This window comes from Mycobacterium sp. RTGN4 (genome assembly GCF_033804635.1).
Taxonomy (GTDB): domain Bacteria; phylum Actinomycetota; class Actinomycetes; order Mycobacteriales; family Mycobacteriaceae; genus Mycobacterium.
In genome coordinates this window covers 120,091-134,646 of record NZ_JAPZLB010000003.1, presented here as the reverse complement: position 1 = coordinate 134,646, position 14,556 = coordinate 120,091, and the positions used below count along the sequence as shown (strand labels likewise).

General features: G+C 66.0%; 15 protein-coding genes. 3 read left to right on the top strand and 12 right to left on the bottom strand.

Features of this window, described 5'->3' with window-relative positions:
* Positions 1 to 30: 30 nt before the first annotated feature.
* From rpsG to SLQ30_RS07485, 5 genes are all read right to left on the bottom strand, one after another.
* Positions 31 to 501 (bottom strand): 30S ribosomal protein S7, encoded by a 471-nt coding sequence (gene rpsG, locus SLQ30_RS07505; protein WP_319445641.1) that lies wholly within the window; start codon positions 499 to 501, stop codon positions 31 to 33.
* Positions 501 to 875 (bottom strand): 30S ribosomal protein S12, encoded by a 375-nt coding sequence (gene rpsL, locus SLQ30_RS07500; protein ID WP_319445640.1) that lies wholly within the window; start codon positions 873 to 875, stop codon positions 501 to 503. The genes rpsG and rpsL overlap by 1 nt, the downstream gene beginning before the upstream one ends.
* A 389-nt stretch (positions 876 to 1,264) precedes the next feature.
* A complete protein-coding gene (locus SLQ30_RS07495; RefSeq protein WP_319445639.1) occupies positions 1,265 to 1,891 on the bottom strand; it encodes a TetR/AcrR family transcriptional regulator in 627 nt (208 codons plus the stop codon).
* Between the two features lie 76 nt (positions 1,892 to 1,967).
* Entirely contained in the window at positions 1,968 to 2,483 is a 516-nt protein-coding gene (locus tag SLQ30_RS07490) for a DUF3558 domain-containing protein (RefSeq protein WP_319445638.1), read from the bottom strand.
* The gene (locus SLQ30_RS07485; RefSeq protein WP_319445637.1) at positions 2,483 to 3,025 is read right to left on the bottom strand and encodes a DUF3558 domain-containing protein; all 543 of its coding nucleotides are present in this window, start codon (positions 3,023 to 3,025) and stop codon (positions 2,483 to 2,485) included. The genes SLQ30_RS07490 and SLQ30_RS07485 overlap by 1 nt, the downstream gene beginning before the upstream one ends.
* Before the next feature lie 137 nt (positions 3,026 to 3,162).
* On the opposite strand from SLQ30_RS07485, the gene SLQ30_RS07480 reads away from it, so the two are divergent.
* Together SLQ30_RS07480 and SLQ30_RS07475 are read left to right on the top strand one after the other, a co-directional pair.
* Positions 3,163 to 3,537 carry a DUF3060 domain-containing protein gene (locus SLQ30_RS07480; RefSeq protein ID WP_319445636.1) on the top strand — a complete coding sequence of 125 codons (375 nt, stop codon included), beginning with the start codon at positions 3,163 to 3,165 and terminating at the stop codon, positions 3,535 to 3,537.
* Between the two features lie 59 nt (positions 3,538 to 3,596).
* The gene (locus SLQ30_RS07475; protein WP_319445635.1) at positions 3,597 to 3,992 is read left to right on the top strand and encodes a DUF3060 domain-containing protein; all 396 of its coding nucleotides are present in this window, start codon (positions 3,597 to 3,599) and stop codon (positions 3,990 to 3,992) included.
* Positions 3,993 to 3,998: 6 nt separating this feature from the next.
* On the opposite strand, the gene SLQ30_RS07470 is transcribed toward SLQ30_RS07475, so the two are convergent.
* The 4 genes from SLQ30_RS07470 to SLQ30_RS07455 are packed head-to-tail and all read right to left on the bottom strand — an operon-like array spanning position 3,999 to position 8,088.
* Positions 3,999 to 4,769, bottom strand: a complete 771-nt coding sequence (locus SLQ30_RS07470; RefSeq protein WP_319445634.1) for a crotonase/enoyl-CoA hydratase family protein — start codon at positions 4,767 to 4,769, stop codon at positions 3,999 to 4,001.
* Positions 4,766 to 5,476 (bottom strand): PaaX family transcriptional regulator C-terminal domain-containing protein, encoded by a 711-nt coding sequence (locus SLQ30_RS07465; protein WP_319446065.1) that lies wholly within the window; start codon positions 5,474 to 5,476, stop codon positions 4,766 to 4,768. Before SLQ30_RS07465 ends, SLQ30_RS07470 begins: the two co-directional genes overlap by 4 nt.
* A 48-nt stretch (positions 5,477 to 5,524) precedes the next feature.
* A complete protein-coding gene (locus SLQ30_RS07460; protein ID WP_319445633.1) occupies positions 5,525 to 6,463 on the bottom strand; it encodes a crotonase/enoyl-CoA hydratase family protein in 939 nt (312 codons plus the stop codon).
* On the bottom strand, positions 6,460 to 8,088 hold the full coding sequence (locus SLQ30_RS07455; RefSeq protein ID WP_319445632.1) for an acyl-CoA dehydrogenase family protein: 1,629 nt from the start codon (positions 8,086 to 8,088) through the stop codon (positions 6,460 to 6,462). Before SLQ30_RS07455 ends, SLQ30_RS07460 begins: the two co-directional genes overlap by 4 nt.
* Before the next feature lie 90 nt (positions 8,089 to 8,178).
* Between SLQ30_RS07455 and SLQ30_RS07450 the strand changes: the two genes are divergently transcribed.
* A complete protein-coding gene (locus tag SLQ30_RS07450) occupies positions 8,179 to 8,520 on the top strand; it encodes a cupin domain-containing protein (RefSeq protein ID WP_319445631.1) in 342 nt (113 codons plus the stop codon).
* Here the strand turns inward: SLQ30_RS07450 and SLQ30_RS07445 are convergent.
* The 3 genes from SLQ30_RS07445 to SLQ30_RS07435 all read right to left on the bottom strand — a co-directional run bounded on the left by SLQ30_RS07445 (position 8,431) and on the right by SLQ30_RS07435 (position 14,502).
* Positions 8,431 to 9,564: a phosphatase PAP2 family protein gene (locus SLQ30_RS07445; protein ID WP_319445630.1), complete on the bottom strand. Its 1,134-nt coding sequence runs from the start codon at positions 9,562 to 9,564 to the stop codon at positions 8,431 to 8,433. The genes SLQ30_RS07450 and SLQ30_RS07445 overlap by 90 nt on opposite strands.
* 62 nt (positions 9,565 to 9,626) lie before the next feature.
* Positions 9,627 to 10,379 carry a deoxyribonuclease IV gene (locus SLQ30_RS07440; protein WP_319445629.1) on the bottom strand — a complete coding sequence of 251 codons (753 nt, stop codon included), beginning with the start codon at positions 10,377 to 10,379 and terminating at the stop codon, positions 9,627 to 9,629.
* A 169-nt stretch (positions 10,380 to 10,548) separates the two neighbouring features.
* Positions 10,549 to 14,502 carry a DNA-directed RNA polymerase subunit beta' gene (locus SLQ30_RS07435; protein ID WP_319445628.1) on the bottom strand — a complete coding sequence of 1,318 codons (3,954 nt, stop codon included), beginning with the start codon at positions 14,500 to 14,502 and terminating at the stop codon, positions 10,549 to 10,551.
* Positions 14,503 to 14,556 lie beyond the last annotated feature (54 nt).

Below are 14,556 nucleotides of genomic sequence, written 5' to 3'. Positions count from 1 at the left end.
CCCCGAGCGGCAACACCGCCGCCGGTGGAATCACCAGCGGTAGTGCGCGAAGGCCCGGTTCGCTTCGGCCATCTTGTGAACGTCCTCGCGGCGCTTCACTGCGGCCCCGAGGCCGTTGCTGGCGTCGAGCAGTTCGTTCGCGAGGCGCTCGACCATCGTCTTTTCACGGCGCTGCTTCGAGAAGCTGACCAACCAGCGCAGGGCCAGCGTGGTCGACCGTTCCGGGCGCACCTCGACGGGCACCTGATACGTCGCGCCACCGACGCGGCGGCTGCGCACCTCGAGGGCGGGCTTGACGTTGTCGAGTGCGCGCTTGAGGGTGACGACCGGATCGGTGCCGGTCTTGTCGCGGGCCTGCTCGAGCGCACCATAGACAATGCGTTCGGCCAGCGATTTCTTCCCGTCGAGCAGGACTTTGTTGACCAGCTGGGTGACTAGTTGCGATCCGTAGACCGGGTCATTGACCAGCGGCCGCTTCGGCGCGGGACCCTTGCGCGGCATTAGCTCTTCTCCTTCTTGGCGCCGTACTTACTACGGGCCTGCTTGCGACCCTTGACGCCCTGGGTGTCGAGGGAGCCGCGGATGATCTTGTAGCGCACACCGGGCAGGTCCTTCACACGACCGCCACGCACCAGCACCATCGAGTGCTCCTGCAGGTTGTGCTGCTCGCCTGGGATGTACGCAGTGACCTCAACGCCGGTGGTCAGCTTGACGCGCGCGACCTTCCGAAGTGCCGAGTTCGGCTTCTTCGGGGTGGTCGTGTACACGCGTGTGCACACGCCGCGGCGCTGCGGGCTCTCCTTGAGGGCCGCGGTCTTGACCTTGGCGATCTTGTCGCGGCGACCCTTGCGGACCAGCTGGTTGATGGTTGGCATGTACCGGCTTTCTGTATTGCTTCTTCTGGTTTGCTACTGCTTTAAGTCTGTGTACTGCGGTTTTCGTCCGCTCGCGTACCCCGCGACCGGGCGTGTCGCACGCGCCCGGAGCATCGATATCTCTTCGATGCGTCGTGGACATGCGAATTGGCCCGGCGTGCAGGCGTGCTTGCATCTAACTCAGCCGCAAGCGCCTCGTCGGCCAGGCACGAGCCACCACGATACCCGCCCGCGGTAGGGCAGGTCAAAGCGCCGACTTACCGCCAACGCCGCTGCTCACGTCGGCACTTCATCTGCGCCAGGCTCAATCGCCCGAACCCGTCGACCTTTGACCGCCAGATCGGGCAACGCCCCAGGCCAGGCGGCACGTCCGACTCCGCCGTCCGCGCTCATCGCCTCTCCATGCCGGCCGCCAACCGCAACACCATGTCGGTAAAGACGGCGTCTGTGTCGATGTCGTCCATCACTCCGGTCATCTCCAGCAACACGAAGCCGTGCAACGCCGACCAGAACTCCAGCGCCGAATAGAACGCGTTCTCGCCGTCGATCCCGTACGACGAAAGCACCTCGATCACGGGTCCGGCCGCCGCGCGCGTGGCCGCGGTGTACTCGGGGTCGTCCCCGCCTAGCGGCATGCGGGTGAACGCCGAATATCGGCCAGGATGGTGGTGGGCGTAGCTGCGGTAGGCGCTGGCCATCGCGACCACGGCGTCGTCCCTGGTGCGCCCTTCGCCGACCGTGTTGAGCATGCCGATGATGTCGCCGATGACCCGCATGCGGACGGTGCGGCGCAGGTCATCAAGGCTGTCGACGTGGTTGTACAGCGACGGCCCCTTGGTGCCGAGTTGGTTGGCCAGGGCGTTGATGGTCAGCCCGTCCCAGCCGTCCCGGTCGAGAAAGGTGAGTGCTGCGTTGACGATGGCGTCGCGACTGAGCTTGGTGGCGCGCGCCGGGGTCCGCGACCGTCCGCCCGGAGCGGCGGCTCCGCCGGGCGGCGCTTCCGGCCGAGCTCCCATGAGGTCAGTTCCTTAAGTCGACGTCGTCCCTCAACGTGGGATGACGAATGACTCTAACCGTTCGTGGCAGAGCCAGTCAGTTCATCCGATCCTGACTCAGCTGCGCGAGTTGCTCGGCGACTGTGCACAGATCGGGCAGCATTCCTGGATTGACGGTCTGAATGGACCAGGTGATCACGTCGCCGCCCTTCGCCACGTAGACGCTGCACGCGTTGTCGTCGTACGCCTTGAACCCCTTGTTGCCGTTGAGCGAGAGCTCGGTGAGCGTGCGGCCCACCTTCCGCTCGAGGCTGCGTTCGACGTCCAGGTCGCTGCCGCGGTACCACCACGTCGAGATGCCCATGCCGACGCCGAAGTCGCCGATCACCGTGTTCTCCTGCCAGAAACAGCCCGCGTCGCTGACGACGACCTTCGTGAAGAGTGAGCTACCCGCGGCCTTGGTCACGTCGGCGTCGGAGACGGCGCCACAGTCGGCATCTCGGAAGACGGCCGCCGGAGTCGACGGTCCCGCAGTAGTGGGTGGCGGCGACCCGCAGCCGACGAGCGCTCCCAATATCACCAGCACCAGCAGCCTGGCTGGGCGCGACGGCATCACATGTCCGCCGACAACGTGGCGGACAACAGCTTCTCGGCGGCCTCACACGGGTTCTGCCCGTTCAAGGGCCGGAACTGCACCCACCAGGCCAGCACTCCGGGACCCGCGGCAGCGGTCGCCGAGCATGCGGCGGCATTGTCCGGGCGCTGCCCCAGAAACGCGGGGTGACGCTGGATGTCCTTGTCCGTGATCCGAATTCCGCGTTCGGTGGCCAGTGCACGTTCGCGCTCGAAGCTGCCGGTGTCGAACCAGGAGAAGACGACGTCGACGAGGCCCGAGCGTCCAGACGCCACGTACTGGCAGACGGCACCGCTGTAGGGCCGCACGATGCTGTCCGCCTTCAGCAGCTCCTTGATCGTGTCGTCCAGCAACAGCCCACAGCGGTCGTCGACGTAGCCGTAGTTGCGATCGGGGTCGGGCACTCCTGGACGGGCGCGTTGCGCACTGCCGTCGACGGTCTGCGAACACCCAACGGCGGTCACCGCCGCGGTGACCGCCACTAAGTACCAGGCAAGAGCCCGTGTGACCTGCCGACGCATCGCTGCACACGCTACCCAGCGGGTCGATTGCGGGCGACCGACGGGCACGGGCCTGCAACGGCGGATCCACCAACCGATGCCACTGGCGTCTTCCAGCGACGTAGGCTGACCCTCGATCAAGCGCGAAGGGGACGACCGTGAGCTGGAGAACGTTGGGCGCAGCGCTGGCGACGTGCGTGCTCGCAGTCGGCGTGGCGGCCGCTGGAGTCCCTGCCGCCCAGGCCAAGAACGGCGACACCCACATCACCGGTCAGGGCATCATCCAGACGCTGGACTGCAACGAGTCCACGCTCATCGTGGTGGGCACGGGCAACTACATCACGGCCAAAGGAAGTTGTTGGGCCGTCACGGTTCAGGGCTCCTCGAACATCATCATCGCCGACAACGTCGTCGACAACATCATCGTGTACGGGTCCGACCAGACGGTGATGTACCACAGCGGCGAACCTTCGATCAACGATCGTGGCCGTGAACTCGGAATGACCAACCGCATCGACCAGGTCCCCGCGTAGTCTGAGTACGACGGTCTGGGTGCAAGCGACGCCCCGGACCGCCGACGAAGCGAGGAACCATGCGTGCGTACTCCCATGGAAGAGCTGGACTGCTCGGAATCATCGGCGTGAGCGTGCTTCTGCTCGGCTCGACCGGCTGTAATTCGAACGGCAAGAACAATTCTGCGAAAGCCACCGCCGAGGTGGGCAACACCATCAACTATGGGTCGTTCGGGACCACCAGCGACCTCGACTGCGGCGACGGAAAGTCGTTGAACGTGGGCGGTTCCAACAACACGTTGACGATCACCGGTACGTGTTCGTCGGTGAACGTCGGGGGCGCCGACAACAAGATGACGCTGGACACCATCGGCAAGGACATCAGCGTGGTCGGGTTCAACAACACCGTCACCTACAAGAACGGCGACCCCAAGGTGAACGACCTTGGATCTGGGAACACGATCAAGAAGAGCTAACCGGCGTCACGCGGTGGCTCCGTGACGTCCCGCGCCGTCGGCGAACCGCTTCGCCCCCGCGAGGGATTCCGCGGCAACCCTTGACAGCGAAGCGAACTCGGCGTCGATGGCGTCGGCTTCGGACATTCCCCACTGGCCCATCATCGACAACCGGTCCGACCGCATGCACTGCTGCGGCAGCGCGGCGAGTTCGGCGGCTAATGCCTCTGCGGCTTGGCGGGCCTGCCCCTTCGGCACCACGCGATTGGCGAGTCCGATCGCCAGCGCCTCTTGGGCGTCGACGCTGCGGCCGGTGAGGATCAGGTCCATGGCGCGGCTGTGGCCGATGAGCCGCGGCAGCCGCACGGTGCCGCCGTCGATCAGCGGGACGCCCCAGCGTCGGCAGAAGACACCGAACTCGGCGTCTTGCTCGGCCACGCGCATGTCGCACCACAACGCCAGCTCGAGCCCGCCTGCGACGGCGTATCCGCTGACCGCGGCGATCACGGGTTTGGACAACACCATCCGGGTCGGCCCCATCGGGCCAGGGCCACTGCGATGGGCGGGATTCATGTCAGGCGTCCCGAAAGCCTTGAGATCGGCTCCGGCGCAGAAGGTTTCGTTGTCGCCCCAGAGCACCGCCACCGATGCCGAGTCGTCCTTGTCGAACTCCTCGAAGGCCGCGAACAACTCCGCAGCCGCAGGACCGTTGACGGCATTGCGCGCCGCAGGACGATCCATGATCACCGTGGTGACGGGTCCGTTGCGCTCGACCCGTACGCCGCCGCTCGTAGTCACTGTGCCTCCATCAGTTCGGTGTCGTTGCGCCGCGCAACCAGTTCCGCGGCGAAATCGTGATAAGCGTGGCGCAGTGCCACGCCGAGCCAACGGTCCGGCAGTAGTTCGTCGGGCAGCACCGGGTCGGTCAGCAGGTGACGCACGATGCCCGCGGCTGCGACGAAGCGCCCCGGGACGTCGCTGGCCGCGGCCATCTCGTCGAGTAGCCGATGGCCAGTGTCCACCCACGCCGACAGGTCCCACAGCCGGGTGGCGAGGCCCGCCGGATCATCGTCACGGGCGCTCATCACTCGCACCAACTCCGCGGCCAACCCCAGCTCGGCGTCAAGGTTGGCCGGGCGCATCCAGACACCTTCTCGGAGCTCACCGAACCGCTTGTCCTGCAGCGATGTTCGTAGCATTGCCCGCTTGCGCGCATCGACGCCGACGCTGGTGACGACCAACGTCGTCCACGTGCCGTCCCAGTCCCGCAACCGCGGGTCGAGCGCGTCGTCCTGGCGGCGCTGGCGGGCGAGTAGTCGATCGGAGAGCCGATAGCCGTCGGCCGACCGGACCAGGTCTCCCGCCCCGACCATCCTCGTCAACGCAACGCGCAGCGTGGGTTCTCGGATGTCGAAATCGGCAGTGAGCGTGACGAGTTCACTCGCGGATGCCCACGCGGGGTGCGCGCCGAGCAGCACGCTCAGGACGACCGATCGGGCCGTCAACCTGTCGAGCGCCCGACCACTCCGCACTCCCCCGCCGACGGCCACCGGCTACACCCCGGACGTCTTGCGACCCGCGTCGCCGAAGGGGTCGTCGCGACCGCGCACCGCCTCGCGGAAGCCGTGCTCGGTAGCCTGCGCCACGAACGCGTGGCCCTCCGGCGTGTGCCGCGCGACGCCGTCGAACACCGTGCTCACCATGCGACTGGTCGCGACGCCCTGATTGAGCAGCGCGGTGTTGAGCGCCAGCTTGGCCATGATGAGTTGGTTGACCGGCATCGCGGCGATGCGCCCGACGAGGTGCTCGGTGCGTTCGTCGAGGTCGGCCGGATCGGGCGCTTCGATGGCCAGCCCCCACTCCGCCGCCTGTGCTCCGCTGATGCAATCCCCGGTGAACAGAAGACGTTTGGCACGTTGATCGCCCAACCGGTGGGCCCAGAGTCCCGCGGCCGGAACGCCCCATACCCGCATCGGCGGGTAGCCGATCTTGGCGTCCGACGCGGCGATCACCTGATCGGCGTGCAGTGCGATGTCGGTGCCGCCCGCCACGCAGTAGCCGTGAATCTTGACGACGGTGGGTTTGTCGCAGTGCATCAGGCTGGAGAACCCGCGTACGAACCGACTCATCATCTGGTAATCGATCATCGGGTCCCACGGCGCATCGGGCAGGTGGTTGATGGCTTGGGTCTTGCCGTCGAGCACCGTGCCCTTGTAGGTCCCCGTGCCACCTGCCGAGGACGTCCGGTCGGCGTAGGCGGACAGGTCGAATCCCGCGCAGAACCCCTCACCTCGACCGGACACCAGGATCACGTGGACATTGGGGTCGAGGTCGGCGCGTTCGACGAGTGCCGAGAGCTCCAACGGGGTGTCGGCGACGATCGCGTTGCCCTTTTCGGGGCGGTTGAAGGTGATTCGCGCAACCCGGTCCGTGACCTCGTAGGTCATGGTCTTCAGGTTGTCGACGTCGACCGGCCTGATCGCGTGGGTCACCCCTTCACCAAAGCACGCTCGATGATCGGTCCCAGATCCAGTCCGGTGGGGAGCGTGCCGAACGCGCCGCCCCACTGTCCGCCCAAGCGGCTCGCCAGGAAGGCCTCGGCGACGGCCGGATGCCCGAACCGCACCAACAGCGAACCCTGCAGCGCCAGCGAGATGTCCTCGGCGATCTGACGCGCGCGGTACTGAATGGTCTCCACGTCATCGAGCTGAGGACGAAGCGCGCTCACGTGCGCGTCCAGCCGGGGGTCGTGGCCCGTGGTCTTGCCGAGCTCGTCGAAGAGCACGTCGATGCACTCGGGTCGAGTTGCTATGGCCCGCAACGTATCCAGTGCGCTGACGTTGCCGGACCCCTCCCATATGCCCATCAGCGGCGCCTCGCGGTACAGCCGCGGCATTCCGGATTCCTCGACGTATCCGTTGCCGCCAAGACACTCCATGGCCTCGGCCGCGTGCGGGGTCGCGCGTTTGCACACCCAGTACTTTCCTGCGGCCAGCCCGATGCGGCGGAGCAGCGCTTCGCGTTCGTCGCCGCGCACCACCGCGTCGGTGGCCCCGGCCATCCGCATCGCGAGCATGGTCGCCGCCTCGGCTTCGATGGCGAGATCGGCGAGCACGTTGCGCATCAACGGTTGGTCGATCAGGTAGGCGCCGAACGCTTTTCGATGCTGAGCATGATGAATGGCGCGCGTCAGCCCGGTGCGCATGCTGGTGGCGCTACCCAGTGTGCAATCCAGCCGGGTGAGGTTGACCATCTCGATGATGGTCGGGACGCCGCGCCCCTCCTCGCCGACCAGCCATGCGGTGGCGCCGTCATACTCGACCTCGCTCGAGGCGTTGGCATGGTTGCCGAGTTTCTCCTTCAAGCGCTGCAGGAGCATTCGATTGCGGGTGCCATCGGGCAGCACGCGTGGCAAGAAGAAGCAGCTGAGTCCACCGGGCGCCTGCGCCAGGACCAGAAAGACGTCACACATCGGCGCCGAGGTGAACCACTTGTGCCCGCGTAGCGAGTACGTGCCATCACCGTTGGGGGTGGCCTCCGTCGAGCCGGCCCTGACGTCGGAGCCGCCCTGCTTTTCCGTCATCGACATGCCTGCGGTGAGGCCGGCTTTGGTCGCAGGCACCTTGAGTTCGGGATCGTATGTCCGGCTGGTCAACAGCGGTTCGTACACCGCGGCGAGTTCGGGGTTGAAGCGCAGCGCGGGCACGACGGCATACGTCATCGAGATCGGGCAGATGTGACCGGGTTCCGGCGTCCACACCGACGTCTTGGCCGCCCGGACCACGTGCGCTCCGGCGCGCTCGTCGGCCCACGGTGCCGCGTGCAAGCCGGCGCCGACGGCGACCGTCATGAGTTCGTGGTACGCCGGGTCGTACTCGACCTCGTCGACGCGGTGGCCGTAGCGGTCGTGGGTGTGGAGCACGGGCTGGTTGCGATCGGCCAGCTCACCCCAGCGCTGCGCCTTGGCGCTGCCGCCAAGCGCTCCGAGTTCGGCGACCTCGTCCACGCCCCAGGCGCCGCCCTCGCGGATCAGCGCCTCGACGAGTACGGGTGACGTCGCTGGGTTGTAGTTCTCGAGCGGGGGCACCTGATTGGTGACGACATGCGTGTCCGACATGCCTCCACTGTTACACTTTTTCGACAGCTGCACAAGATCCGTAACACGGGTCGTGACACGGTTGGCACGCCGATCCCCCACACTGGGCCGATGAAGCCGAACTCCGTCGTGCACGCCGTGGCGCTCGACCTCGAACGTCAGCCAGTTCCTGCCGAGCAGTCCGTCGACGGCGCGCCGACCACGGCGGCAATGGCACTGACCGAATTCGAAGGCCTGGAAGTCGGGGTGTGGGAGCTGAGCCCGGGCGTGATGAGCGACGTCGAGGCCGAAGAGGTGTTCGTCGTGCTGTCGGGTTGCGCCACCGTCGAATTCGCCGACGGAAGCCCGACACTTCGACTCGACTCAGGTGATGTGGTCCGGCTGGCGCACGGCGCCAAGACCATCTGGACCGTCACCGAGACTCTGCGGAAGGTCTACCTGACCCGCGCGTGATCGGCGCCGCGCTTCGTACCTCTGCAACGTCATCACGACGACGGCCGCCAACGCCCAGCCGAGCAGAATGTCGACGACGTAGTGCTCCGCGCTGTACACCAAGGTGAACGCCATGATGAGCGGGTACGCGACGAGCAGCGGCCGCCACTTGCGGTGCACCCGCGTCCAGAGAAATGCGGACACGGCCGCGGTCAACGCCGCGTGCAGGGAGGGAATCGCGGCCACCAGATTCACGCTCGCCTGCCCCTGATCGAGCAGCGCAGTCGCCGTGTCGAGCTTCAGCTTGAGCCAACCCCGCCCGACGATGCGCTCGACCCACACGTTTGCGCCGTCCTGGCTGGATTGCATGGCGCCGAGCAGACCGCCGTCGGGCACGCCGCGCGCAGAGCCGAACATGCAATGCGGTCCCGAAGGGCCGTCCGCGACGTCGTCGGCCGTACACCTGGCTGCGGCCCATGGCGGCGCCGCGGGAAGGAGCGCGTAGATCACCAGCCCGGTGAACGACAGTCCAACGAACAAGCGGACGAACGCCTTCCACTCATCACGGTCGCGTAGCCAAAGCACCGCCGCCACCACGTAAGGCAGGATGAAGAACGACATGTAGACGGTGCTGACGGCGACTTCCCACCACGGCGGTTGGGCAGACTTCAAATGCTCCTGCAACCACACCGTCGGCATCGATCCGAAGAACAGCCAGCGATCCGCGTCCGCCTGCCAGTGCCACAGGGTGGGCCTGCCGACGAGCGTGGCGGCCCCGCGGCTGAGGTCGTAGGCGATCAGCACCAACGCGAACGGCAGCCAGTCCCGGATCACGTAGAACACTCGTTTGCCCTGGCCGATGCTTGCGGCCGCCAGCCCCGTGCAGATGTAGAGCAGCAGCAACTCGCGGTTGAATGCGAAGCCGTCGACGACCGTCCGATGGGCCACGACGCAGGCCCACACCGTGATCGCCAGCCACCGTGCGGCCCTCAGCAAGCGATCGCGTGTCGCCGGGGCATCCGCATCAGCGAGCGGTGCAATTGACACCTCGTCAATTGCAGACACAGTTCCTCAGCCTAACTAACCGAGGCGTTACCCGCTGTTTGATTGCCGTTTGCCGAAATCACCTAGCCGAGGTGCTCCCTGAGAAAGGCGATGTCGTCCTTGCGGCCTGCCTCCGACGTTTCGCAGATCACCGGCGCGTCGGCGGCCTTGACGACGGCGACCAGCAGCTGTGGATCGATTTGGCCGGTACCGAAGTTCGCGTGGCGGTCGGCCCCCGAGCCCGCAGCGTCCCGGGAGTCGTTGCAGTGCACCAGGTCGATGCGGCCGGTGATGGCCTTGATGCGCTCGACGGCGTCGATCAACGCCTCCCCCGCGGCCCAGGCGTGGCAGGTGTCCAGGCAGAACCCGATGCCCTTGTCGCCGATGTGGTCCCATAGCCGGGCGATCGTGTCGAAGTGGCGGGCCATGGCATGGTCGCCGCCCGCGGTGTTCTCGAGGTACACCGGCATGTCGGTCTTCAAGCTGTCGAGCGCCTTGACCCATCGCTCGAACCCGGCGTCGAGGTCCTTGTCGTCGGCGTGGCCGCCGTGCACGATGACCGCCGTGGCGCCGACTTCGGTGGCCGCGTCGCAGGTGTCCTGCAGAATCTTGCGCGACGGGATGCGCACCCGATTGTTGGCCGACGCGACGTTGATCAGGTACGGCGCATGTACGTAGCGCGGGACTGACGAGGCGCGCAGCACGTCCGTGTCTTCACGCGGCTTGGGCTTCTTCCAACTCTGCGGATCCCCGAGGAAGAACTGAACGACGTCGGCATTGTTGGTCTGGGCGGCGGCGAGTGGGTCGAGCGGGTCGACATGCGAACCAATGAGCACGGACCCAGTTTAGGTCGGCCCTACGACGGGTCCACTCCATCCGCGAGCAGTCGCAAGTGTGCCAGCGCGTACGGCGTGTCGCGCACACTTGCGTCTGCTGGGCAGGAGGAGCAGCCAAGGGCGCGCGAAAAAGCCCCAGGACGGAGTCCTGGGGCTTCTTCGTGACTTACTACCGGTAGTCGCTGAACCCGTAATCGTCCAACGGCACGGCCTGACCGGAGCTCTGACCGAAGTCGGGGCTGTAGTACTGATCCTCGTAGGACGGGATCGTGTACGCCGCGGCGCGGGCCTCCTCGGTGGGCTGCACCTGGATGTCCCGGTAGCGGGCGATACCCGTACCGGCCGGGATGAGCTTGCCGATGATGACGTTTTCCTTCAGACCGTTGAGCTTGTCGCTGCGGCAGTTGATGGCCGCATCGGTCAAGACTCGCGTGGTCTCCTGGAACGACGCTGCCGACAACCACGAATCCGTGGCCAGCGACGCCTTCGTGATGCCCATGAGCACCGGACGTCCGGCCGCGGGTTCGCCACCCTCGGCGACGACGCGACGGTTCTCGGCCTCGAACTCCGCACGCTCGGTGAGCGAGCCGGGCAGGAACTCCGTTGCGCCCGAATCGATCACGGTGACGCGACGCAGCATCTGCCGGACGATCACCTCGATGTGCTTGTCGTGGATCGACACACCCTGGGCGCGGTAGACCTCCTGGACCTCCTTGACGAGGTGGATCTGCACCTCGCGGGGACCCTGGACGCGCAGCACCTCGTGCGGGTTGGCCGAGCCTTCCATGAGCTGCTGGCCGACGACCACGTGGTCACCGTCCGACAGCAGGCGCTCGGAGCCGTCCTCGTGCTTGAACACCTTGCGGCGCTGACGCTTCGAGAGCTTGTCGTAGACGACTTCCTCGCCACCATCGTCGGGAACGATGGTGATCTTGTAGAAGCGCTCGCCCTCTTCGAGGCGCACCCGACCCGTGACGTCCGCGATGGGCGCCGTGTTGCGGGGCACGCGGGCCTCGAACAGCTCCTGCACGCGGGGCAGACCACCGGTGATGTCCTCGCCGACGCCACCTTCCTGCTTGAACGTACGCATGGTCAGCTGCGTGCCGGGCTCGCCGATGGACTGCGCGGCGACGATGCCGACGGCCTCGCCGATGTCGACGAGCTTGCCCGTCGCCATCGAACGGCCGTAGCACATGGCGCACACGCCGGTGCCCGTCGTGCAGGTCAGCACCGAACGAACCTTGACCTCGCTGATGCCCGCTGCGAGCAGGGCATCGATGGCGGGGTCGCCGATGTCGTGTCCGCGCTCGACGATGACCTTGCCCTTGGCATCGACCGCGTCACTGGCCAGCGTCCGCGCGTAGGCCGCGGTCTCGATGTGCGCATCGCGCACCAACGAACCGTTGTCGGCAAGCTCGGCCAGCGTGACGATGACGCCACGCTCTGTCTCGCAGTCGTGCTCGCGGACGATGACATCCTGGGACACGTCCACCAGACGGCGGGTCAGGTAACCCGAGTCAGCGGTACGAAGTGCCGTGTCGGCCAAGCCCTTTCGTGCACCGTGGGTGTTGATGAAGTACTCCAACACCGTCAGGCCCTCACGGAACGAGGACTTGATGGGCCGCGGGATGAACTCACCCTTCGGGTTCGTCACCAGGCCCTTCATGCCAGCCAGCGTTCGCGTCTGGTTGAACGTACCGGTCGCGCCCGAGTCGATCAGGGTGATGATCGGGTTGTCCGACGGGTAGTGCTCACGCAGCGCGTTACCGACCTCTTCGGTGGCGTCCTTCCAGATAGTCACCAACGCGTCGGTGCGCTCTTCGCGAGTCAACCCACCACGCTGGTACTTCTTCTCGATGACGTCGGCCTTCTCCTCGTAACCGTCGAGGATCTCCGCCTTGTTCGGCGGCACCAGCACGTCGGCCATCGACACGGTGACACCCGAACGCGTGGCCCAGTGGAAACCGCTGTCCTTGAGCTTGTCGACGGTCTGCGCCACGACGATCATCGGGTAGCGCTCGGCGAGATCGTTGATGATCGACGCCTGCACCTTCTTGTGCATCTGCTTGTTGACGAAGGCGTAGCCCTTGGGCAGCAGCTCGTTGAAGAGCACGCGTCCCAGAGTGGTCTCCGCGGTCCAGGCGTCACCGGGCTTCCAGCCGGTGTCGCCGAACAACTCGGCCTCAACGTCGGCCGGCGGGCGCTGCTGCGTCAACCGAACCTTGATCTTGGACCGAACCGACAGCGAGCCACGATCGACCGCCATCTGCGCCTCCGACGGCGAGCTGTACACGCCGAACTCCGGCTGATCCTTGGCGGCAGGCACGTATTCGCCGATGTCGCCGGGGATCTCGGTAGTCAGGAAGTACAGCCCGGTCACCATGTCCAGACGGGGCATGGCCAGCGGACGACCCGATGCGGGCGACAGGATGTTGTTCGAGGACAGCATCAGGATGCGGGCCTCGGCCTGCGCCTCCGCGGACAGCGGAAGGTGCACGGCCATCTGGTCGCCGTCGAAGTCAGCGTTGAACGCCTCGCAGACCAGCGGGTGAAGCTGGATGGCCTTGCCTTCGACCAGTTGCGGCTCGAAGGCCTGGATGCCCAACCGGTGCAGGGTTGGTGCACGGTTCAGCAGCACGGGGTGCTCGGAGATGACCTCTTCGAGGACGTCCCACACCTGCGGGCGCTGACGCTCGACCATGCGCTTGGCACTCTTGATGTTCTGCGCGTGGTTGAGGTCGACGAGTCGCTTCATCACGAACGGCTTGAACAGCTCCAGCGCCATCAGCTTGGGCAGCCCGCACTGGTGCAGCTTGAGCTGCGGCCCGACCACGATGACCGAACGGCCCGAGTAATCCACGCGCTTGCCGAGCAGGTTCTGACGGAACCGGCCCTGCTTGCCCTTCAGCAGATCGGACAGCGACTTCAGCGGACGGTTGCCCGGTCCGGTAACCGGACGGCCGCGACGGCCGTTGTCGAACAGCGCGTCCACCGACTCCTGAAGCATGCGCTTCTCGTTGTTGACGATGATCTCGGGCGCGCCGAGGTCGATCAGTCGCTTGAGCCGGTTGTTGCGGTTGATGACGCGGCGGTACAGGTCGTTCAGGTCGGAGGTCGCAAAGCGGCCACCGTCGAGCTGCACCATCGGGCGCAGTTCCGGCGGGATCACCGGAACGGCGTCGAGCACCATGCCCATGGGCGAGTTGGAGTTCATCTGGAACGCCGCGACGACCTTCAAGCGCTTGAGGGCACGAAGCTTCTTCTGGCCCTTGCCGTTCTTGATGGTGTCGCGCAGCGACTCGGCCTCGGCGTCGATGTCGAAGGTCTCGATGAGCTTCTTGATCGACTCGGCGCCCATGGCGCCCTCGAAGTACTCGCCGTAGCGATCGACCATCTCGCGGTAGAGCAGCTCGTCGACGATCAGCTGCTTGGGAGCGAGCTTGGTGAACGTCGTCCAGATCTCGTCGAGTCGATCGAGCTCGCGCTGGGTGCGGTCACGCAGCTGGCGCATCTCGCGCTCGCCGCCGTCGCGCACCTTGCGGCGCACGTCGGACTTGGCGCCTTCCTTCTCGAGCTCGGCCAGGTCGTTCTCGAGCTTCTGGCTACGCTCGGCGAGGTCGTGGTCGCGCTGGTCCTCGACGGCCTTCTTCTCGACGACCATCTCGGCCTCGAGCGTGGAAAGCTCGTTGTGGCGCATCTCGGTGTCGACACCGACGATCACGTAGGCCGCGAAGTAGATGATCTTTTCGAGATCCTTCGGCGCCAGGTCGAGCAGGTAGCCCAACCGGGACGGCACGCCCTTGAAGTACCAGATGTGCGTGACGGGTGCGGCCAGTTCGATGTGGCCCATCCGCTCACGACGCACCTTGGCGCGAGTGACCTCGACGCCGCAGCGCTCACAGACGATGCCCTTGAAGCGCACGCGCTTGTACTTGCCGCAGTAGCACTCCCAGTCGCGAGTCGGTCCGAAGATCTTCTCGCAGAACAGGCCGTCCTTCTCAGGCTTCAGCGTGCGGTAGTTGATGGTCTCCGGCTTCTTGACTTCGCCGAAGGACCAGGTACGAATGTCGTCCGCGGTGGCGAGGCCAATACGGAGTTCATCGAAGAAGTTGACGTCGAGCACGTAACTCCCTTTCCCCTTGCGGGTTTTCGAAACTAATAATTAAGCCCACGGCGG

What these genes read in the sequence shown, in the direction of transcription:
- SLQ30_RS07495 (WP_319445639.1), bottom strand. Translation starts at nt 1,891, where the DNA reads ATGGGAGCTCGGCCGGAAGCGCCGCCCGGCGGAGCCGCCGCTCCGGGC.
- SLQ30_RS07450 (WP_319445631.1), top strand. Translation starts at nt 8,179, where the DNA reads ATGAAGCCGAACTCCGTCGTGCACGCCGTGGCGCTCGACCTCGAACGT.
- SLQ30_RS07490 (WP_319445638.1), bottom strand. Translation starts at nt 2,483, where the DNA reads ATGCCGTCGCGCCCAGCCAGGCTGCTGGTGCTGGTGATATTGGGAGCG.
- SLQ30_RS07455 (WP_319445632.1), bottom strand. Translation starts at nt 8,088, where the DNA reads ATGTCGGACACGCATGTCGTCACCAATCAGGTGCCCCCGCTCGAGAAC.
- SLQ30_RS07485 (WP_319445637.1), bottom strand. Translation starts at nt 3,025, where the DNA reads ATGCGTCGGCAGGTCACACGGGCTCTTGCCTGGTACTTAGTGGCGGTC.
- rpsG (WP_319445641.1), bottom strand. Translation starts at nt 501, where the DNA reads ATGCCGCGCAAGGGTCCCGCGCCGAAGCGGCCGCTGGTCAATGACCCG.
- SLQ30_RS07475 (WP_319445635.1), top strand. Translation starts at nt 3,597, where the DNA reads ATGCGTGCGTACTCCCATGGAAGAGCTGGACTGCTCGGAATCATCGGC.
- rpsL (WP_319445640.1), bottom strand. Translation starts at nt 875, where the DNA reads ATGCCAACCATCAACCAGCTGGTCCGCAAGGGTCGCCGCGACAAGATC.